This is a genomic window from Lactococcus formosensis (assembly GCF_018403745.1).
Lineage (GTDB): Bacteria > Bacillota > Bacilli > Lactobacillales > Streptococcaceae > Lactococcus > Lactococcus formosensis.
The window spans coordinates 207,957-229,440 of sequence record NZ_BOVP01000003.1 but is presented as its reverse complement, the minus strand read 5'-3'; the positions used below and the strand labels follow the sequence as shown (position 1 = coordinate 229,440).

General features: G+C 37.5%; 14 protein-coding genes. 1 reads left to right on the top strand and 13 read right to left on the bottom strand.

Annotated features, from left to right (window positions below):
- Positions 1-10 precede the first annotated feature (10 nt).
- From KJS37_RS04530 to KJS37_RS04500, 7 genes are all read right to left on the bottom strand, one after another.
- On the bottom strand, positions 11-820 hold the full coding sequence (locus KJS37_RS04530; protein ID WP_213496061.1) for an alpha/beta fold hydrolase: 810 nt from the start codon (positions 818-820) through the stop codon (positions 11-13).
- Between the two features lie 153 nt (positions 821-973).
- A complete protein-coding gene (gene leuS / locus KJS37_RS04525; RefSeq protein ID WP_213496059.1) occupies positions 974-3,454 on the bottom strand; it encodes a leucine--tRNA ligase in 2,481 nt (826 codons plus the stop codon).
- Positions 3,455-3,560: 106 nt separating this feature from the next.
- The gene (locus KJS37_RS04520) at positions 3,561-4,238 is read right to left on the bottom strand and encodes a helix-turn-helix domain-containing protein (RefSeq protein WP_213496057.1); all 678 of its coding nucleotides are present in this window, start codon (positions 4,236-4,238) and stop codon (positions 3,561-3,563) included.
- A gap of 34 nt (positions 4,239-4,272) precedes the next feature.
- Positions 4,273-5,244 carry a ribose-phosphate diphosphokinase gene (locus KJS37_RS04515; RefSeq protein ID WP_004256224.1) on the bottom strand — a complete coding sequence of 324 codons (972 nt, stop codon included), beginning with the start codon at positions 5,242-5,244 and terminating at the stop codon, positions 4,273-4,275.
- Positions 5,245-5,406: 162 nt separating this feature from the next.
- Positions 5,407-6,708 (bottom strand): signal recognition particle-docking protein FtsY, encoded by a 1,302-nt coding sequence (gene ftsY, locus KJS37_RS04510; RefSeq protein WP_213496055.1) that lies wholly within the window; start codon positions 6,706-6,708, stop codon positions 5,407-5,409.
- Between the two features lie 8 nt (positions 6,709-6,716).
- Positions 6,717-7,526, bottom strand: a complete 810-nt coding sequence (locus KJS37_RS04505) for a Cof-type HAD-IIB family hydrolase (protein ID WP_096369312.1) — start codon at positions 7,524-7,526, stop codon at positions 6,717-6,719.
- 198 nt (positions 7,527-7,724) lie between these two features.
- Positions 7,725-11,120, bottom strand: coding sequence for an Ig-like domain-containing protein (locus KJS37_RS04500; RefSeq protein ID WP_213496053.1), 3,396 nt, complete (start codon positions 11,118-11,120; stop codon positions 7,725-7,727).
- Between the two features lie 485 nt (positions 11,121-11,605).
- Here KJS37_RS04500 and KJS37_RS04495 point away from each other — a divergent pair, with 485 nt between their 5' ends.
- Positions 11,606-12,934 carry a hypothetical protein gene (locus tag KJS37_RS04495; protein ID WP_213496051.1) on the top strand — a complete coding sequence of 443 codons (1,329 nt, stop codon included), beginning with the start codon at positions 11,606-11,608 and terminating at the stop codon, positions 12,932-12,934.
- A 427-nt stretch (positions 12,935-13,361) separates the two neighbouring features.
- Here the strand turns inward: KJS37_RS04495 and KJS37_RS04490 are convergent, their stop codons facing one another.
- The 6 genes from KJS37_RS04490 to KJS37_RS04465 are packed head-to-tail and all read right to left on the bottom strand — an operon-like array spanning position 13,362 to position 21,471.
- Positions 13,362-14,111 (bottom strand): YibE/F family protein, encoded by a 750-nt coding sequence (locus KJS37_RS04490; protein ID WP_165711533.1) that lies wholly within the window; start codon positions 14,109-14,111, stop codon positions 13,362-13,364.
- The gene (locus tag KJS37_RS04485) at positions 14,104-15,207 is read right to left on the bottom strand and encodes a YibE/F family protein (protein WP_165711534.1); all 1,104 of its coding nucleotides are present in this window, start codon (positions 15,205-15,207) and stop codon (positions 14,104-14,106) included. Before KJS37_RS04485 ends, KJS37_RS04490 begins: the two co-directional genes overlap by 8 nt.
- On the bottom strand, positions 15,200-17,293 hold the full coding sequence (locus KJS37_RS04480) for a hypothetical protein (RefSeq protein WP_213496049.1): 2,094 nt from the start codon (positions 17,291-17,293) through the stop codon (positions 15,200-15,202). The genes KJS37_RS04485 and KJS37_RS04480 overlap by 8 nt, the downstream gene beginning before the upstream one ends.
- Complete coding sequence (locus tag KJS37_RS04475; protein WP_165714803.1) at positions 17,277-18,851, bottom strand: ArnT family glycosyltransferase; 1,575 nt, start codon at positions 18,849-18,851, stop codon at positions 17,277-17,279. The genes KJS37_RS04480 and KJS37_RS04475 overlap by 17 nt, the downstream gene beginning before the upstream one ends.
- Positions 18,805-19,227: an EbsA family protein gene (locus KJS37_RS04470; protein WP_213496047.1), complete on the bottom strand. Its 423-nt coding sequence runs from the start codon at positions 19,225-19,227 to the stop codon at positions 18,805-18,807. Before KJS37_RS04470 ends, KJS37_RS04475 begins: the two co-directional genes overlap by 47 nt.
- A 6-nt stretch (positions 19,228-19,233) precedes the next feature.
- Positions 19,234-21,471, bottom strand: a complete 2,238-nt coding sequence (locus KJS37_RS04465) for an LTA synthase family protein (protein ID WP_213496045.1) — start codon at positions 21,469-21,471, stop codon at positions 19,234-19,236.
- Positions 21,472-21,484: the final 13 nt, after the last annotated feature.

Genomic DNA, 21,484 nt, shown 5'->3' with positions numbered 1-21,484 from the left:
AGAGTTATTTCTAACTCTTTTTTTCTTGCACTTTTTGAATAAAATTAAGAAGTCTTTGATTGAATGCCTCAATATTCTCTACGTGAAGGATATGACCACAATCTTCAAAAATACTTACTTCTGATTGTGTATTATGTTGGAGGTTTCTTGCTGCCTGAGCATGTTCCGGTGGGAAAACGGGAGAACGACCACCTGCAAAAAATAAATGTGGAACCGTTTCACGCGTAAGATTCTGACGCCAATCTTGCGTAATCACATTTTGAAGTAAAGCTTGGTACTTTTGAAAATTAAAGGGGAGCATTCCCTTACCCAGCACACGTTTCACTTGATCTGTCAATTGACGATGAGTTAATTTTGTGCGCGGAAATTCTTTAATAAAATCAGATAATTCGGAAAGAGTTTTTCCTGTTTGTCCATCTAACCAGTCCGGCGCTTTCATAAATGTTGGCGCTTGATCCTCTGTTACAATCGCCATTAACTTTCCGTCTGTAAAAAGTTCTTCATATGCCATAATAGTTGCTGCTCCCATGGAGTGTCCAACTAATATTGGCCGGTCAAGTTGCAGAGCGCTCATCAACTCTTCTAAATCTGTCGCCAAACGATGTAAGGTCATTCCATAATCTACTTCTTGACTTTGTCCATGGCTCCGATGATCATAAGTGATAACGCGATAGCCAGCAGCAACAAAATAATCGACTTGAAAAGCCCAAGTGACTTCACTCGCCGAATAGCCGTTAATAAAAACTATTGCTTGATTTTCTGTTGCTCCATAGCTATGATAATTGATCTGAACTCCATCATTTGTTGTATAAAAAGGCATTGTTTCTTCTTTCTATTGCTCAATCTTTTACTGTACATTTCTGACAGCAAAAACTATTCATATTGTAGCAAAAAAGACGACGAAATCCTGCTTTTTTGCTTTAATGTTTTGCAATGAACAGAAAAAGAGCGAAATTTGCTCGCTCTTTTAAGATTATTTAACAACAATATTTACCAATTTATTTGGAATTGCAATAACTTTAACGATATTCCCTTCCACTTCGACTGCTTCTAAAGCTACTTTTTCAAGTTGGTCTTTTGGTAAATCTTTTTCAATCATGACTTTAGCTTTTAACTTACCATTGATTTGAACGACAATTTCTACTTCATTTTCAACAAGTTTGCTTTCATCAAACGATGGCCATGCTACATAAGAAATACCTGCTTCATTACCGAGGTCAACCCAGAGTTCTTCTGCAAGGTGAGGTGCAAACGGAGCTAAAAGTTGAACAAAGCCCTTCGCATATTCAAGCGGTAATGTTTTAGCTTTATTTGCTGCATTTACAAAGATCATCAATTGAGAAATTGCTGTGTTAAACAACATGTGATCCAAGCGCTCGGTAACGTTTTTAACTGTTTCATTATAAACTTTATCTAGGCTACCATCATTTTCTTCAGTGATTATGCTATTGCTGAGCAAACGAACCACACGATCCAAGAATTTACGTGCACCTTCCAGCCCTTCTTCTGACCAAGGAATACTTGCATCTAAAGGCCCCATGAACATTTCATAAACACGTAAAGTATCGGCTCCGTAGCGTTTAACGACATCGTCGGGATTAACCACATTTTTCAATGATTTAGACATTTTAGCTGGAGCTTGCTCAAGCTCTTCACCAGTCTCAATATTGTAATAAGAGCCATCACGTTTTTCAACCTTATCTGTAGCAACCAAAGCACCACGACTATCACGGTAAGAAGTTCCCAAAATCATTCCCTGATTGAAAAGTTTTTGGAAGGGTTCATTTGTTGGAACAACACCCAAGTCAAAGAGAACTTTATGCCAGAATCGTGCATAGAGAAGGTGAAGAACCGCATGTTCGGCTCCGCCGACATAAATATCGACAGGAAGCCATTCTTTAATCAGCTCTGGATCAGCAATGGCTTGGCTGTTTTTAGGATCAATATATCGTAAGTAATACCATGACGACCCGGCCCATTGTGGCATTGTATTTGTTTCACGACGGCCTTTTACACCATCTTCACGTGTCACAGTCAGCCAATCTGTTAAATTCGCCAAAGGTGACTCACCAGTACCTGAAGGTTTAATATTGGAAGTTTTTGGTAACACTAATGGCAATTCTTCTTCTGGAACAGCAGTAGTTGTGCCATCTTCCCAATGAATAATTGGGATTGGCTCGCCCCAATAACGTTGACGACTAAAGAGCCAGTCACGTAGACGATAAGTCACTTTACGGGAACCGATACCTTTTTCTTCCAGATAAGCGACCATTTTTTCAATCGCTTCTTCTTTTTCCATACCGTCCAAGAAATCAGAATTTATAATTTTTCCACCTTCTGTATGGCAGGCTTCTTGCACATTTCCACCGTCAAAAACAGGGATGATTTCTAAATCATAGACCTTAGCAAATTCCCAATCTCGTTCATCATGTCCAGGAACAGCCATAACGGCACCATGTCCGTAGCTTGCAAGAACGTAATCAGCAATCCAGATAGGCATTTTCTTGCCACTGACTGGATTAATTGCGTATGCACCAGTCCAAACACCAGTCTTATCCTTTGCCAAGTCTGTACGAGCCAAATCTGACTTAAGGCTAGCTTGATGTTTATAGTCTTCTACAGCGTCAGCTTGTTCAGCAGTAGTAATTTTTTCTACTAATGGGTGCTCTGGTGCAAGAACAGCAAATGTTGAGCCAAAAAGTGTTTCGGGACGCGTAGTGAAAACCGTAAATTCTTCGTCACTACCTTCAACTTTAAAGTTAACATCTGCACCAACTGATTTACCAATCCAGTTACGTTGCATTTCTTTGATTGATTCTGGCCAGTCAAGTCCTTCCAAATCATTAAGTAGACGTTCCGCATAAGCTGTAATTTTCAACATCCATTGACGCATTGGTTTACGAACAACAGGGTAGCCTCCGCGCTCCGAAGTACCATCAGGAAGGACTTCTTCATTCGCAATCGCTGTTCCTAGCTCTTCAACCCAGTTAACAGCTACTTCTGCTTCATATGCCAAACCCTTTTCATATAACTTCGTAAAGATCCACTGTGTCCATTTATAAAATTCTGGATCAGTCGTATTGACTTCACGCTCCCAGTCATAGCTGAAACCGAGACTATTGATTTGTCGTTTAAAAGTCGCAATATTTTTCGCTGTAAATTCGACAGGATCGTTACCTGTATCAATCGCATACTGCTCAGCAGGCAAGCCAAAAGCATCCCAACCCATCGGATGAAGAACATTATAACCTTGTGCACGTTTATAACGGCTCAGAATATCTGTTGCTGTATAACCTTCAGGGTGTCCCACATGAAGACCTGCTCCTGATGGGTAAGGAAACATGTCGAGTGCATAAAATTTCGGTTTGTTTTTGTCTGTTCCTGTACGGAAAGTGTTATTGTCCGCCCAGTATTTTTGCCACTTGGCTTCAATGTCAATGTGTTTGTATTCCATATTTCATTCCTTAAAGTTTTTTATAAATTATATTTACAAATCTCAAATTCTATTATATCAAAAAAATCAAAAAAGCAGATCGCTGCTTTTTATCTGGAGCAGAAAATTATTCATGACCAATTAGACTAAATGCTAAAACTAAATCACTGCCTACAAGTTGTAAGCCATATTTCTGTTCATATTTTTTTACTTTATTGAGTAAGGTGTTCCGATGAACATAGAGCAGCTTTGCTGCAGCTGCTTGATTACCATATGTAGTATAAAGGGCACGCACTAGTTCCTTATCTTCCGGACTTTGCAGAAGCTCTTGTCTGACGTCATTCAATAATAAACTTTCGACATGCATGAGACCCTGAGCCAGAATAGACTCACTAAAGCTGGCTTTTTGCTGAAAAAACTGTGTTTCTTCTTGATAGACTTGCTCGAGCTCTTCGTTGGACACAAAGCTTCCGAGGTAATATTGAAGTTTCTCACCCATATCTTGAGACAAGACTTTTAGACTATCTGTAAGCTCTGATTTACTCAGATTATTCCCAGTATATTCTTCAATAACGAATTGTTTTTCAGCATTTTCTCGTATTACATCAGGTAAGATAAATTTTATATTTTCTACAAGTTCTGAAAAATCCGCAACAGCAAATTGCAAGATACGAAAACGTCCTAGAGGTAAAGACGAAAAGTCAGTAGTCTGCTCTGAAAGTATGGCTATTAAAGTACGCTCTCGTTGATTAAGCTCTGCTTCTTCCACGTTGCGGTAAAGTTTTTTTATCTTTTCTATTTCCATTTTTCAAAAAAGTGACCTAAAGGTCACTCTGCTCTTAATTTTCCGTAGGGATGTGTAATTCGAAAAGTGGTGACAATGGACGCTTCTCGTGAATACGGATGATGGCATCGGCAAGCAATGGTGCGATTGAAATCTCAACAATCTTATCACTGCGACGTTCATCTGGTATTTCAATAGTATCCAAAACTACCAACTTATTAATTCCTGAACTTTCGATACGTTCAATAGCTGGACCTGATAAAACAGCATGTGTACATGAAGCATAAACTTCAGTAGCACCAAGCTCTTTCAAGGCATTTGCGGCTAAAGTAATTGTACCAGCTGTATCAATCATATCATCAATCAAGATACACTTCTTCCCTTTAACATCACCGATAATATTCATAATTTCAGCAACGTTGGCGCGTGGACGACGTTTATCAATGATTGCGATTGGTGCTTTCAAGAAAGCCGCTAACTTGCGTGCACGGCCCACACCACCATGGTCAGGAGAAACGATTACTAAATCATCGCCATTGGCAAAGCCGTGACGACGGAAGTAATCAGCAATCAATGGTGAGCCCATAAGGTGATCCACAGGAATATTGAAGAAACCTTGAATCTGAGCAGCATGCAAATCAAAGGTAATCAAGCGGTCTGCACCAGCAATTTGAAGCATGTTTGCGACCAATTTTGATGTGATTGGTTCGCGTGCACGTGCTTTACGGTCTTGACGGGCATAACCATAGTAAGGCATTACCACATTGATTGAGGCAGCACTGGCACGTTTTAAGGCATCCATCATAATCAACAGTTCCATTAAGTTTTCATTAACAGGGGCACTTGTTGATTGGAGGATAAAGACGTGTTCTCCACGGATACTTTCATCGATTTTGACTTCGACTTCACCATCATTATAAGTGAGCACGCGTGATTTTCCAACTTGGATACCAATTTCTTTTGCAACTTTATGAGCCAACTTTTGGTTAGATGAAAGTGCAAATAACTTCAAATTTGAATACGACATGATAGCCTTTCTATATAAAACAGTTCTCTAATTAGACCTTTCCATTTTATCGTGAATTGTGTTTTTTTTCAAGTCCCGATAAACTATCCTAAACCGAGGCTTTACCATTTTCATCCTAAAATTGAAAAAATGCCCATCTTTTACAGATAGACATTTTTTTTACTAGATGAGCTCCTTAAATAAACCACGTACAAAGAATTCTTCATCAAAGTCTGTAAGATCATTAATCCCTTCGCCCAGTCCGACAAGTTTTACCGGAATTTTCAAGCTCTGAACGATAGATAAAACAATTCCCCCTTTTGCAGAACCATCTAACTTGGTCAAAGCAATCCCCGTAATCGGTGTTACTGCGCTAAATTCTTTAGCTTGTTGAATAGCATTTTGACCTGTTGTTGCATCCAAAGCAAGAATCACTTCATGTGGTGCAGCAGGCAACTCACGCTTGATAATTTTTCCTATTTTTTCCAGTTCTTTCATCAAGTTATCTTTGTTTTGAAGACGACCAGCTGTATCAATCAAAAGAATATCATAGTTTTCTTCTTTTGCTTTTACGACAGCATCAAATACTACACTGGCTGGATCTGAACCTGCTGGTTTCGTGACAACAGGAACCTCTGAGCGTTTGCCCCACTCCACAAGTTGATCAATCGCACCAGCACGGAAAGTATCAGCAGCTGCAAGAAGGACTTTTTTACCTTCGTTTTTATAACGATGAGCAAGTTTACCAATTGTTGTTGTCTTACCTACACCATTTACACCAACAAAAAGGAAAACAGTGAGTTCATCTTGGATATTTAACTCAGACGGTACTTTTTCATCATCAAACTTATCTACAATTTTTTCAACAATTAATTGCCGTAATGCTTCTTGTGATTTTGCATTTGCCAGTTTAGCTTCATTTCGTAACTCTTCCGTGACTTCTAGAGCCAAGTCAACACCGACGTCTGACATGATTAGTGTTTCTTCAAGCTCTTCAAAAAATTCTTCATCTACAGATCGGAAATTAGCTAAAAAAGCATTAAAGCGTTGTCCAAAAGTTTTACGTGTTTTTTCTAAGGACTTGTCGTATTTCTCTTCAATATTAGAGTTTTCTTCCTCTTGAACTTTTGACTCTACTGGAGTTTCAGATTCGTCTAGAACTTCTTCCTTTGGAGTAAGTTCTTCAACTTCGGCTGCTTCAATCTCCTCAATTTCTTCTTCCAAGATATCAGATTCTTCTTGAAATTCTTTCTTTTCTTCAGCTTCTTTAGCTGACGTTTCTTGCCTAAATTCAGCTACAATTTCAGGTATCGTTTCCGTTAAAGCTTCTTCAGCTGGCTCGTTCTGAACCTGTTCTTCTGCTTCAGCTACATCGTCCGTTATTTCTTCTGATTCAACCTCTGGCTGTTCTTTTACTTCAACAACTTCTTCAGGAACCTCTTCGGTTTCCTTTTTCTTACCAAATAACCGATCAAATAATCCCATATTTCCTCCTATAAAACATACTCTTGAATCACTTCAGCAACTGCATGTTGATCATTTGTAAAGCGTGAAATGATATTGGCTTCCTTCTTCACTGTCGGTACAGCATTCCCCATTGCAACACCATAACCAGCCCATGAAATCATGCTTAAATCATTCTCCTCATCGCCCATTGCCATTACATTTTCAGGTGTGATGTCCAATTGCTCAATCAATTTTGATAAACCAAAGGCCTTATTTATTCCTTTGGGCATGAATTCTAACAAAATATCACGTGTTTTAAAAATTTCAAACTGGTCAAATAATGTTTTGGGAAACTTAGGAATCTGTAAATCTAGAAAAGATGCATCTGTGCAAGAAACTATCTTATTATAAATTGCATCTTGAGCAAGGTCTTCAAATTTTACGGGATGAAATTCTAAAAGACTGTTGATAAAACCATATTGGGATTGTCGTGCACTCTCAGTGACATAGACAATGTCATCACTCAAAATATCACAAGGAATTTCTAAAGCCTGAGTTTCTTGCTTAATCAGACGAACATCATCGTAACTCAGTACTCTTTTTGAAAGAATTTCCCCTGTATTACGTTGCACCAAGCCGCCATTAAAAGTAATACTAAAATCATCAAAATCTAACATCTTCAATGTTTTCAAAAAAGGTTGAATTGCTGCAAGAGGACGCCCAGTTGTCAAAACTACTTCTACACCTTTCTGACGTGCTTCTTGGATTGCTTCAATATTTGGAGCAGAAATTTCTTTTGCACTGTTCAGCAGTGTCCCATCAAGATCTAAAGCGATCAATTTTACATCATTTGTCATGCTTATATTATAACATACTCCATGAGAAGACAGCTGTTAATTATTGATATTATTAGTTTACAGTCTCTCTATTGTTTTTGAAAAAGATTATTCCTCATTTCTTATCAGTGTATCGTATTTCTTTGTTGATTTCTCCCCCTCAAAAAAGACAATCTGATATTCTCAGACTGCCTTTAAAAATTAATTAATATTTAGCTTTCAAAGTTTTGCCAAAGATTGTTTCTTCTTCAAGAAAGCTACTAAAGTAAGCAGTAAAATTCCAGTTGCAGTTAGTGTCCAGTCAAGATTTTCTCCTGTATCAGGTAATTCATTGACCTTATCCTTTTCTTCAGCAACTACTTCAAGAGCAAATACTTTATCATTAGCCTGAGGAACTTGCACCGTCTGCAGAACAGGTAGTGAAGTTATTTTTTCCACTCCAACATCATTTTTTTCTTTTGATAACAAAAGTTCTGTGTCAATACTGTACACTCTAGATTTAACAAGTGTATTACTATTTCCTGATTGATCAATTACAGTTAAAATCGCAGTTACCGTACGGTCTAAATCTAGCAAAAGGTCCTCCATACGTACATTCACTTGCCAAGAACCATCTTCTCCTAAACTTACAAGATAAGTCGTATTTCCAACAAGAACTGCAAGACTACTTTCTCTAACATCTGGTGGGAGACTAAATATCCCTTCGATGATAGCAGTACCTTGTTCTTGTTCAACGAGTGACAGACGATCATCCTGAGCGACATGCAGTATATCTAATGTAGCACCCTCTAGTGCCTCTATATCACGCTCTAGTTTATAGTTTAAGTAGTGTGAACTTTCAGCACTATTTCCTACATTATCCTTAGAGATCAAAAACGCCTCGACCTTCAAATCATCATCTTGCAGTAAATCGATCGTCGGCACTGTTAGGGTCCATGAACCATCTGTAGCAACTGTTGCCTCGTAAGTATGATTATAGATTTTAATTATCAAGGTATATTCAGCGGTGTCTTCTGGTAAAATAGCCTGTCCCGTAATTACAGTTTTTTCTTGCACTTGTTCAAGCAAGGTCAAGTGATTATCGATTGAAACAGTTTCAATCCTAACATTGTTGATATGTTCCGTATCTGTCAATGTATCGTCATCTAAGATAATCTCATTGGCTGGTGGTAGGATACGGATAGGCAAATCTGTTTCTGAAATAGTCCCATCTCCGTCTAAGTCCAGATGCGCCGTTAAGATGACAACCATAAAGTTTTCATCTAGCTCTACAATCGAATCTTGTTTGGTAGACACGTAGACAGTCACCTGTTTTTGCCCCGCTCTAATCCACACACCGCCTGAAAGATTTTCAAAATCCTCATCTACACCCGCACTACCGCTCAAGCTGGTAAATGTCAAATAAACATCATAAGGTTGTTCTTGATCCAGACTAAAGATAAACTCTGCCTGCTCTCCTTCTTTAACTGTTGGGTTATCGGTCACACGAACCGTTGGTAAAGGCAATATGGCGAATACTTCTCCGTCTGATGCTGTGTTTCCTGCCTGATCTGTAGCAACAGCTGTGACTTCCACTGATACCGTGTGCTCCTCTAGAAACTGACTATAATCAATATTGGAGATTATCCATTGACCATTTGCAATGATAACTCGATACTCCTTGACGCCTCCGAGAGCAGAGGAGAGTCTTACAATGATTTCTTGCCCATCTTCGATATCTTCTACATAGCCTGAAAGATTTAAAATCTGACTCTCATAGATAGCACTGACGGGGTTAATGTGAACAACAGCTCGTGTGTCTACGACAAATCCTCTATCGTTATCCTTAATTGCTGCTTGGGCCTCTGTCTTTCCTAGCGTTAGTGCTAAAAGTTGGTTACCGATATGTGCTTTTGCTGAAATCAACTGCAAACTATAATGCTCCTCATCTGCCTCGTCAAAAGTATCATCAAGCGTCTCGACATCAACAACAACAAAACTTTGACCAGCCTTAAGAACAACCACTCCTGTTTTCCCGATAAAGTCTGAGCTTTCACTGGCTGTACCAGACTTCGTTTGGTAGGTAATCTCAACGTCATACGCAAGGGCTGTTTCTAAACTAATAACGAATTGGCTACTTTCACCTTCAACAACAGTCATAGCATCAAGAATCTCAATACTTGGAGGAGTGAAGACAGCTGTCACCCAAACAGTGCTTGTTTGATTTCCCGCCTGATCAACTGTTGCAACAGACATACCGAGAGAACCAAGATTAAGGTCTGTGGAGTCAATATCGGAAACTTTCCACTTGCCATTCTCGACAATCGTTCTAAAGACCCTTGAAGTTCCTCCACCACTACTTATTGTAAGGGTAACACTTTGCCCATCTTCCACATCTGTGACTGTACCTGTAACATCGAAAAACTGTCCTTTGTAGATGATGTTGCTCGGGTTTACCGGTTCTGCATCAAATTCAATTTCTGCATAGAAGTCAGCTTCCCAAGGGGCAACTGCCTCTGGACTTGTATTTCCAGCGGAATCAACCGCTTGGGCAGTAACATTTCCAGAAGCTTGCTGATTACTGCTCTCAACAGTCCAGTTCCCCGCTGCATCAAGCGGGATACCAGCAGTCATCGTGCCATCTGGCCAAGTAACCGTAATCGTCGTCCCAGTCTGAAACTCTCCGAACATGCTGCCTGAGGCTGTAGGGAAGCGGTCATTGTCTACATTAGAAACAAAAACTGTAGGTTTAACAGGTGGTGTAAGGTCTACATACTGAGTAATTACTGGCGAACTCATATTCCCAGCCAAGTCAATAAAAGTAGCACTTAGCTCACCAGTGTTTTGAGATGTAGGGCTTTCTACAGTCCAATTTCCTTCTGCATTTACTGGGATATTATGCGTCTGTGTGCCATCTGGCCAAGTCACGGTAACTGTCGTATAGGGCTCAGCTGTACCTGTAGCATTGATACGGTCATTCCCGTTTGGATCACTCGCAACAATGGTTAGTGTATCAAAAGCTTGTGCTACCGTCTGTATCTGCTGCGGCTCTACAGTGGAGAGGAGTTCTCCAGTTTGTACCTTATAGGTCACAGCCCCTGCCAAATTTCTCATCTCCTCACTCTGGTCTTGCTGTACAGGTGCTTGATCAAAGAGGACAAAATGATTATCCTCCAGAAAGGCCTGCGTATCATCATAGACAAAAATTTCAAGGTTAAAAGACACATTATGCCCATCAATGCTTACGACTGCCGACATGTCATTCACACCTACAGGTGTTCCAGCTTCACGGAGCTGATAGAATAACGTATCTACAATCTCATCAATATACCCATCAATTATTGTTTCCGACGTGTTTGCATAAATGGCAGCTGATGCTGAAATTAAAAGGGAGCGTTCAATTTCTGAGCGTAAGACAGCATCATCAGCTTTATTTGAAATTGCGAAGTTACTAAGTTGCTTAGCAATGATTTCTTGGCCTGCTTCATCTGCTGATGCTTTTTTAACAGGTAAAGCAATTCCTACTGCAGTACCTAATCCTGCAGCCACTGTAGCCGTCATTATCACATTACCAAATTTTTTTAAGCGCTCTAGTCTCGCATCTGAACTAGAAAAGTGATGGGGTGTTTTGTACATAAGTGCTCCACTCTCATTTTATTTTAATTATATTACTATTATCTCACAATCATCAATACTTAGAAAACAATATAACTTTATTGTTTTTGGAATCACTAAAAAGATATTTATTTTACTTACATTACATTCAGATGCCAGAATAGTCCAGTGTCTCATAAAAACATCTCTTTTATTCCCTTTGTAATTCGTAGCTGCTACGGCTAAGAAGAAAACTTCATAACACTTAATTAATAGCGAAAACTATCTATAATTAACACGTTAATTTAACCTTTTTATTCAAAATATTTTTTGAGTGAATCTTTAGATTTATTTACGTACTAATATTTAGAGTGCTTTTATGATATTTATCTGGAATAACTAATATTTTATTTTTTGAATGCTTTGTTCTCCATCAAGGGACAAGGGTCTTCAAAAGAGAGGAGGATTTATATAAACTCATAAAACATTGTATAGATAAAAATGATAAACAAGTAGAGGAAAAAAGCATGGTAAAAATAATAGTAAAAATAACTGCAGGTATAGGGATCATCATTTTAAGTTCAAGTCTTATTGGCTGCTCGACTGGAAATACAAACAAATCAAAATCTGTAGATTCTAAACAAAGTAAGGAAAACAAAAAGCAAGCAGCTTTTAATTTTATTCCAAATAAAAATCAACCTGAAACAGTGCAAGATTTTGTCCCTATCTTTGCACAACAACTCAAAAAATATAATCAAGTCGCTGAAAAGATTTGGCCGAAGAGTGCTGTGACAAATATTCCAGTCGTGTTGGAAGACACAGACAGTAAAAAAATGTGGAAAATCACTCCAGACGGGCAAATCAGTGATTTTTCTGAACAAGAAGCCAAGGAAATGAATGTCGAACGTTCAGAGACTCCCGGTACTTGGGGCTATTACGGCAAGCAGTTTGAAAAATTTGGAGTAGATGCAAACTATAGCGTGCATGATAAGGAGCTTAAGGGCGGAGGAATGTATTTTTCCCTGAATGATGCTACACTCAAAGACAAGGAACTTCTTAATCGCTATCCCCACTTAGGAGCTTACGATGCCTTGGTCTTTGTCTTACATGAAAATTTTCATATCTTTGAACAGGAAAAATGGAATAAGCTTTCTGAAACTAATACCGCCAAGATTGGCTCAGAAAAAGACCAACATCTAGAAGAAACAGAAGCACGTATTATCCGTTATCAATTGATTCAAAACTTGATGAAGGCTGTTGCTCAACCAAAGGACATGGACTTAGTTTTGCAAGCTATCGCAACTTATAATGAATATAAGGCAAAACATAAAACTGACTTTGATAACGCACATTATTGGGACCGTACTGAAGGTTCCGCACAATATATGGAAATTATGGTTGCCTTATATACCTACTTCCCAGAGCAACTTCGCACAGATGGGGATATCGCTCAGGCCATCCAAGCCTTAGGAAAACAGACCAAAGGTTATGGTACTTCTAATGGAAATGTAGAGGAAGCTTATGATATTGGTGCTTTCGCAGGTCTTTTATTAGATCATTATGATTCATCATGGAAAATGAAACTCATGAAAGATAAAGAAACTACACCAATGAGTTTATTAGCTGATCATTTCCAAAATGAAAAACTTCCAGCATACACTCCACCTAATGAAGAAGATAAAAGTAAGCTTTTAGAAAAAATAACAGATAAGAAAAAAGAGCTCGTTACTTATCAAAAACAATCTTTAGAAGAAATGAAGAAAGAGCTTCAAGCTGCCTCAAATCCCGATCAAAAAGAGACATTAGAAAAGGAAATCAAAGTTCTTGAAGCAAAGATTGCCGCATTAGAAAAGTAATATAAAAAATAAACCATATTCACTTAGGAATATGGTTTTATACATTAGTATAATGGAAATTATAATTTTATATTCTTAGTTAGCATTGATAAGTGTTTTATTCAGAATATTTTTTTAATAAAAGTACGTAAAAGAATCAACAACTGCTCATGCATTGTTGTTTAATTCACAGAAACGATTAATAGAACGGCAAAAAGCACGACCAATAATAATAGTATCTCCCAGACCATTAATGAAAGTAAAGGGTTCAGACCTTTAATGTGTAATCGATCTGCAATCCCATCCAATATATTTTTATTCATACATATAATATATCAAAAAGTTTAATTCTTTTCAATATCATTTCTTTACTTTCTTTAAAGTTACAAATTGATTAACCAACAATTCAAAAAAAACGATAACTTTTGAGCTATCGTTTTACTTCGAGTTACATTTTCACAAATTCTTTTTCAACGAAATATCCAGAGAGCCAAATAGCAAACAGAATTCCAAGCATTCCTAAAAGCATTGATGCCATATCAGCCATGAGTAATTTAGAATTTATTATTTCAGCAAAGCTATAATGAAGTCTAATAAACCAAAGAATAAGGCTTAGTGATGATCCTAATAAACCAAAAAAAAGTGTATTTACAGCGGTCCCAAGAATTTGCTGTGAAATTATAAAGCGCTGTTCTTTAAACTGTGGCAATGTCATCTGCTCATCTTGTTCTACAACTTCAGATAAACTGGCAACCAAGGCCATGGCCGCTTCTGCAACTGCACCCAACATCGAAATAACCATGACAACAATTGCAATATTAGAGAAATTCAATCCTATTGCTAGCGATAGTTCTTCTAGCTCTTCTGTATCTTCAATTGCAAAGCCTTGGAGGTTCCCAATGTACTGCACCAAAACAGCTAAAATAAGAAGAGAAAATACAACTATAAGGCTTGTTTTAAAGGAAATATTTGTTACCATATTATCGTCGGAAGACATGTATATTGCGATTGCCAGAATAAGCACCGACACCACACTTAAGAGAATAAAGGTATTCATCCCCCAAGAAAGCAGAGTTATCATTGCAAAAATCAAAATGAAATTAAGCGCTAGGCCGATGAGGTTTCTTATCCCTTCAACACCCGAAACTAAAATAATTAAGACAGTCAAAACAATGAAGAGAACAACTAAACTATTCATTTACTGCTTCCTTTCTTAGTCCGAAACTCGTCACTACAGCTGTGATTGGAACTGCAAGTACAATACCAATTGCAGAAATAATTGTTTGTAGTAGACCCAGATTTAGAGCTGTGCCTGCGATATAATTCCACGTATTTCCATTTCTTAAAAGAAGTAAAGTCATGGGTATCGTTTCCGCCATGAAAATCATAAAGAGTACATTTGTCAATGTTCCAATAATTTCTTTCCCAATTTCCATACCGGACTTAATATAGTCTTTTTGAGACATCTTTATTTTATTAAACTGATTTTGACGATAAAGACCAAATAAACCAGCAACAATATCTCCTGTACCATCCATAATTGCACCTAAGACACTAATGATTGCACCTACAAAGAAAAATAAGATTGGGTTTTGGGTTACATAATTCATCATTTCAAAATGAATCCCTGAATTTCCGGTAAGTTTTAAAACAGAAAAAGTCAGCAGGAATGTCAAAAAACTAGTGAGAACTGTGGTCAACAAAGTAAATAACATTTGCCGCGTAAAGCCTAAAACGAACCCTAATGAACTAATCGCAAAAACCAATGCCAAGCAAGAAAAAGTGATGAGCGCATTTACAGAAGTAAAGCGAATATCAAAAGCAATCGCTAAAACAAAGTATAAAAGATTGAGTAGAAGGGATAAGGTGAGGAAGAGTGTTGCACGCCATCGAATAAAACTCAAGGTTAGTCCGATGAAAAGAATACCTAAACTTATTATCAATGCATCTCGCTTCTGACCAACAATCTGCATCGTTCCCGCACTTTCACGTAATAATATTTTTTGATTTTTACGGTAAAGCTGGCCGGTGAGTTGGGACTGATTGGAGATATTTTTAAGATTTAAAACCTGATCTTTTTGTGAAGTATTGAGCATCCTGACTTTAAGATTTTGCTGTATTTCTGTATCTTTATTGTTGAAATTATCACTTAAAGTTATCTTTTCAACAGTTTTTACTTCCTCAATAAGGCCTAAAGGTTCATGATAAAATCGTGCGTTATGATCAACGATAACAAAAGCTGCCACTGCAACCAAGCAGGGCAGAATAATTTTTTTTAGAAAGAATTTAATCATTGTTTTTTACCACAGTCAAAATGACAAAATATCCTAAGATATAAATAACCGCAAAGGTGAGAATCAATCCCAAGGGAAATTTTGTTTTTGGCTCATTTTGTGAAATTGAGAAGCCAAAAGAAGCATGTTTACTGTTGGGTAACTCAATCAGATGCGGATAATCTAGATTTTCCGTATTCGTCATTAAGCCCATCGTAACAGGAACTTTTTGAATATTTTCTACTCGCATACGATAATGCCCAACGGGCATAGCTGTTTCCAAAACAGTCATAGCATTTTCTGCAAGGATTGGAGTTTCACCCACTTTTTTCCATATATCTTCTTCTTTTTTCTCAAGAATTAATTTCATTTCCATATTCGCATAAGAATTGAAATCAATACGATTAGCCGATGTTGTTAAGTCAAAAGACTGAGAAATACTTTTTCCTGCACCTAAGTCAATACTCCCTTTACTATAACCAAAGTGATTAACCGAATGTTGCTGTGCGTTCACGACAATTGCTTGTTTTGGTTGTTTTTGCATCAATGTTAACATCAGCCCTAAAGATAACAAAGCCATAATTGGATAAGCTATTTTCAAAAGCTTGCTTCGCCCTTTTTCAGGTTTAAAGACAGTTTTTTCCGAAAAAATTTTATCAAAGCTGAGTGCAGCCGCAAGAATGATTAAAGCAAAGGTCATGAATTGGTAACGAGGTTTAACTTCCCAAAGTAAAGTATGAAAGAGTGTAATTCCCATCGTTGTTAAAATTGCTAGAGAAAAAACTGATATCTCCTCTTTTTTTGTCTTCCAAAGGCGGTAAACAATGGCAAAGAGGAATACGGTCATCAGCGCTTTAGCGTAAGTTGAGATAAAGATATTAATGGCACCGATATTATCAATGATCCAACCTGGAGCTTTTGTCCAGTTGTAATAACCAGAGAAAAGCTGATAATCCGTAGCCGTTGCGAACGTTCCGCAAGACCAAAGCTGCCCAAATTTCGCCAATAAGAGTATTGGGATCATCCATGGATTTTTTCCTAAGTGCATTAAACGCTCTTTAATTCCAGCAATATTGGCTTCTTTTGCTGTTTCAAAACCAAAGTGGTTGAGTGTATAATCACGATCAATGGGTGTCCATTCGCCCATTGATTCTGTATTTAGACCCTCATAAATCCAGTTTACAGTAGGAAATACATCTGGGCCTTTTAAATCATACTGCATAGCGCTTGCTAATCCACGAGTTACTCCCATTGCCAAAATAATACCAACAAAAGAAGCTAAAATGAGCTTAACTATTAAAATCCATAATTTTTTATATTTTTTTCGTTGACTGAAGGCCACTAAGCCTAAAATTGCTAAAGCAACCAGAATGATAATCACATTAGGACGTGCAAGGAATCCGAGAGTAAACAAGAGCACTGTACTGATAAGTTGCCAAATATCGAACACGCCTGTACTTTGAATCTTATCAAAGCGCAATGCAATAATCAATAAAACTAAAATCGCAAATCCATCTGAATATCCTACTCTCAATAAGAAATCATAATTCATTGGGAGAATTAACATTAGAAAGGTAACAAAGGCTGCTAAACCTGCTCTTTTTTTCCATAGGAAGCGAATCAGCAAAGCCCAAATACTAGTATTGATAAGAATATTAAATGCATAAAAAACGAAGTAGTAAGAGATATGAAGTCCTTCTGCAACTTTCATAAATCCGACATTCAAGGCAACTAAAGGGACGAGATTAGGATATTGTCTAATCCAAACATCCCAAACCATGTCTCCTTGCATAATTCGTGTAGCTTGTGCCTGAATATGCCAAGGATCTCCAAAAACCATTGTATGAATTTGAGTCACAGATAAAATCTGCAAAAGAATAAAAACTGCAAAAAAGGCGAAAATAAACATTTTCAAGCCTTTTTTATTCATATTATGAAATTTTCGATAGGCAAAACGGAGGAGGAAAAAGAGCAAACTAGCACACAACACAACTGAAATAGGTTCGACAAAACCAGCATCCGTAAAAGGTTGCACAGCCATAATAGCTAAAGCTGCCATAAAGAGCCAAAGCAAAATACGATACATGCTTTTATTCAGAAATTCCATTTTTCCTCCTGTTGCGTTGAATGAAGTCTACCAAGCCCATGGTTGCCAAAATAAGCATTATTGGTGCAAAGTTATAAAGGTAGCGAGAATTAGCTTCCCAAAGCAATAAGAACCCTGTCAAACCTGCCATTGAAAGTCCGACAATAAACCATTCTGTCTTGTGTTTCTTGAAAATACCTAGGAAAATCTCATACCACATCAATGGGACAATGGCTAACCAATAGAGTGTTTGTGCTGCTTTAATCAACAACCAGCCCGTAATATTCCCTTCTTCTGGAGCAAAGCTCGTCCAGTCAAAATAACGGAAAATAAAGGGATTAGAATGACGATATGTATAGAAGAAATTGCTCAAATCACCATTAAACCACGTATACATGATTTTACGCCACAATTGAACCAGAACACCTGGAACGCCCATTTCCTTGAGATTTTCAATAAAACGATGCTTTATTCCTTCTTTCTTCGATGCTACATCTGTAAATGATTGAGAGTATGCTAAGACATCCGGATTGAAGCCTCCATACTTATTGATAGGGTCAAAAGACATCGTCACCCAGTGAATCATCGGTAGGTTATATCGGTCATTGGCTTGTTCTGAGAAAGCTGGTTCGTTTGCGATAACTGCTTTAACTCCTTGATGAACACCTACAAAGAGCAACGCTGCTACAGGAACCATAATGAGCAGTTTTTTCCATTTACGGTTAAGTACAAGGAAACAAAAGACAGCAATCATTGGGATGAAAACAGTAGGTTTAATACTATAGCCAAAGAATACAACAAGGCATGCTGCTATCCACCAGATGATCATCTTGCTGGTCTTTTCTGATTGAAGTGCATAAATCATGAAGAGTAAGCCAAAAATGACAAATGGTAATGTCGCTGTATCTGTGTAGAGCTGTGCTCCATAAAGATAAAACGGTATAAAACCAAAAGCAACCAAATTGTAAATCAAGGCCATTTTAAGATTAGAAATCTTTTTAATGATCAATGACCCACCCAATACAGAAATACTTGTCAGAATTGCCGCTACAACAGTTGTCGCAATAATTCTCGATAAGTTGGTTGTGAAAGGTGCAAAAAGAGTGTTATAGACAATCCCAAAGAACTGATTATTTGGATAACGTAAAAAGTAGAGAAGTTCATCTTCAGTCATCGGAAGATTGGCAAATGAACGACCACCAAGCTGCATGGTATCTCTAAATATTACGAAGAAATCCCAGTCATGTGCTGTGTCAGGTACATGAATAATAAAGAAAAAAGGCACAAGCAATACTGCAAGCCCTAAAATCCACATTGACATTTTATAGTAATGCTGGATTTTACTTTCTGTAAGTGTGTCGATTTTCTTGACCGAACGATAGATGAAAACCATGTAAGCTGCTGCGATAAACATACAGATATTCCCAAGGATAAAAGCTGTGATGTACTTTTCACTCCAAACAGGTGTTTCCATAATAACATAGATATTTGTCCCAAGCCAAATGAGGCCAAAAATAAGAGACCAAAAGATCTTACACTTTCGCGGATCTTTTAAGTGTTGATGTAGTGTATTCAACATTATTTTCCTTTAAAACGTTTTGTAGTAGTTGATTGGATTTCCCCAATACAACAAAATGATATTCTTTTCCAACATAGATAAAACGAAGCGTTCTTGACGTAAGTTTGATTGAACTCATATAATTGAAATCAATTTCAAGCATACCCAAACGAAAATCACGAGAAAAATGAAGTGCATTCTCCGCTGCAAAAAAGCGACGTTGTCTCACCAAGAAATAGAAAGCGAGAACCAAGAAGACAAGAATAGTTATTTGAAACCAGTTCATTCGAAGATTGTTTTCATAGAAAAGAACTTGTTGGAAAGAAAGAAGGATAACCCACCACATCCAGGCTATTTTATAAATATTGCTTAAAGGCTGAAAATATCCTGATTTCATAAGATTTTACTTTCCTTTCTCTTCGTTTTTGCTGACAGAAGACGAATTTTTGACATCTTCTTTTTCTTTATTTTTTGTTTTTGCTGTTGCTTCAGCTTCCTCTTGAGCTTTTTTCGCCGCTAAGACTGGATCGTTAAAGAGATCAACTGTAGATACTCCCTGGTTTTCTGAAAGAAGAGATGTTGAACGTGCTTTTAGGACATCTTGTTCTTCTTTGAGACGATTCCTTGTTGAAGTAACGTTGTAACTATAGTTGCCCGGTTGTACTGGCTTAAATCCAGGTGGTGTGTAGAAACGAAGCAGATCTTCCGTATTGAAAGTATCCGACATGTCTAACATTTTATTAACTTTTTCTTGGATGCTATCAACATACTTCTGTTGACTCTCGTTTAACTTCAAAACTTCTCCGGTTTTTGTATCATGATAAACCGAACTTGTCGCGCTTGATTTCGTAATAGTTGGTGTAACGAAACCACGATTTCGGAGTGCAACAAATTGTTCTCGTTTAGGTGCAAAAACATCTTGTCCAAATTGAATATAATCTTTCGTTGAAATACCAAGCAAATGCTCTAAGGTTGGCATAACATCTATTTCCCCGATAAATTCATCACTGATATGTCCTGATGTTTGACCAGGAATATCAATCATGAACGGTGTACGTTGCATCATCGTATTATCATACTCTGTCCAGTTGTCTGCGCTTTTACCGATGAATGGGGCATAATATTTTGTATCGGAACCAGAAATTCCGTAATGATCTCCATAAAGAACAATAACTGATTTTTCATAAAGTCCAGATTTTTTTAAGTAGTCGAAAAAATCTTTAACCGATGAATCTAGATAATTAGCCGTAACAAAATAGTTATCAACGACTGAATTTCCAGAGCCACCTTCTACTAATTTCGGATTCATTTCATAATCTTCGAGTCCTGTATAGGGCGTATGATTTGAAACCGTCAAATATTTCGCATAGAAAGGTTGCTGTAACTGCTCAAGATATGGGATTGAGTCCTTAAAGAAGTATTTATCCTTAACACCCCAGGCAGTAGAGTTGGTTGGCGTGAGATCATAGAAAGATTGATCAAAGAAATTTTGATAACCCATATTACGATAAACGTTATTACGACTGTAAAATGAACCAACATTACCATGGAATACAGCACTTGAATAGCCTTCTTTTTGTTGCAAAATGGCCGGCATAGCTTGGAAAGTCTGTGTACTTCCTAGGCTTGAGAAAAGTGAGCCAGATGATAAACCAAATGTTGAAGTTTCAAGCATAGTTTCTGCATCAGAAGTTTTACCTTGCCCAACTTGGTTAAAGAAGTTTGAAAAAGAATACACGGAAGGATTATTATTATAAAGTGAATTCAAGAAAGGTGTAACTTCTTCACCATTTACCTTCATATTAATAACATCTTGCTGCAGTGATTCAAGGTGAATCACAATAACATTCCGGTTTTTCGCAATACCAAACATCTGCGCATTTGGCGCAAGATAGCGATCTTCTTGAATGTATTTTTGAACTTTTGTAAAGTCTGTTTTGGAAGCCATAGCTCTCGTTTCGTTGGACACATGAGTATACCAGCTATTAGTCGCTAACCATGGGCCTAAGCCCAAATAACGTACAACATAAGTGGCATCATATTGCGCTTGTCGTGAAACTAGACGATGTTCAGTGAGATCAGCCATCCAAAAGTTCAATCCAAAAATCATGACTGAGGCACTGAAAACCTTAAAGGCGAAAATATTCGTAGGACGACGTTCATCCATCTTAATCTTCTTGGTAAGAAAAAGCACAAGGATAACGAGAATGTCAATCCAGAACACGAGATCCACCCAAGAAACAGCAATAGAACCTAAGTCGAAACCTTTCCCGACCATTCCGGCTCCCCCAGTCAAGGTGTTAAGCGTAAGGAAATCTGAAAACTCACGATAATAGAGAATATTCCCATAAACCAATAAGTTTCCAATCAAGTTCATCAACAGCATGCTTAAGTAGAAAAGCTGTTTTCTTTTAACAAACAGTATTAAGCTAAAGAAGATTGCTGTAAAGCCTATCGGATTAACAATGACTAATAGATAATCTGCAATATTAGAAGAGTTTAACCCCTTAAAGACAGAAAAGTAGGCAATCATGGTTTTGACCCAAATAAAGAAGGTCGACCAGCATACTAAACCTAGTCGTGTATTAAAACTATTAAGTAATTTTTTCAAGGTAAGCCTCAATTTATTTTTTATTTGCACAAGAGTAATTTCC

Coding starts and splice junctions, on each gene's coding strand:
- KJS37_RS04530 (WP_213496061.1), bottom strand. CDS start 820: ATGCCTTTTTATACAACAAATGATGGAGTTCAGATCAATTATCATAGC.
- leuS (WP_213496059.1), bottom strand. CDS start 3,454: ATGGAATACAAACACATTGACATTGAAGCCAAGTGGCAAAAATACTGG.
- KJS37_RS04520 (WP_213496057.1), bottom strand. CDS start 4,238: ATGGAAATAGAAAAGATAAAAAAACTTTACCGCAACGTGGAAGAAGCA.
- KJS37_RS04515 (WP_004256224.1), bottom strand. CDS start 5,244: ATGTCGTATTCAAATTTGAAGTTATTTGCACTTTCATCTAACCAAAAG.
- ftsY (WP_213496055.1), bottom strand. CDS start 6,708: ATGGGATTATTTGATCGGTTATTTGGTAAGAAAAAGGAAACCGAAGAG.
- KJS37_RS04505 (WP_096369312.1), bottom strand. CDS start 7,526: ATGACAAATGATGTAAAATTGATCGCTTTAGATCTTGATGGGACACTG.
- KJS37_RS04500 (WP_213496053.1), bottom strand. CDS start 11,120: ATGTACAAAACACCCCATCACTTTTCTAGTTCAGATGCGAGACTAGAG.
- KJS37_RS04495 (WP_213496051.1), top strand. CDS start 11,606: ATGGTAAAAATAATAGTAAAAATAACTGCAGGTATAGGGATCATCATT.
- KJS37_RS04490 (WP_165711533.1), bottom strand. CDS start 14,111: ATGAATAGTTTAGTTGTTCTCTTCATTGTTTTGACTGTCTTAATTATT.
- KJS37_RS04485 (WP_165711534.1), bottom strand. CDS start 15,207: ATGATTAAATTCTTTCTAAAAAAAATTATTCTGCCCTGCTTGGTTGCA.
- KJS37_RS04480 (WP_213496049.1), bottom strand. CDS start 17,293: ATGGAATTTCTGAATAAAAGCATGTATCGTATTTTGCTTTGGCTCTTT.
- KJS37_RS04475 (WP_165714803.1), bottom strand. CDS start 18,851: ATGTTGAATACACTACATCAACACTTAAAAGATCCGCGAAAGTGTAAG.
- KJS37_RS04470 (WP_213496047.1), bottom strand. CDS start 19,227: ATGAAATCAGGATATTTTCAGCCTTTAAGCAATATTTATAAAATAGCC.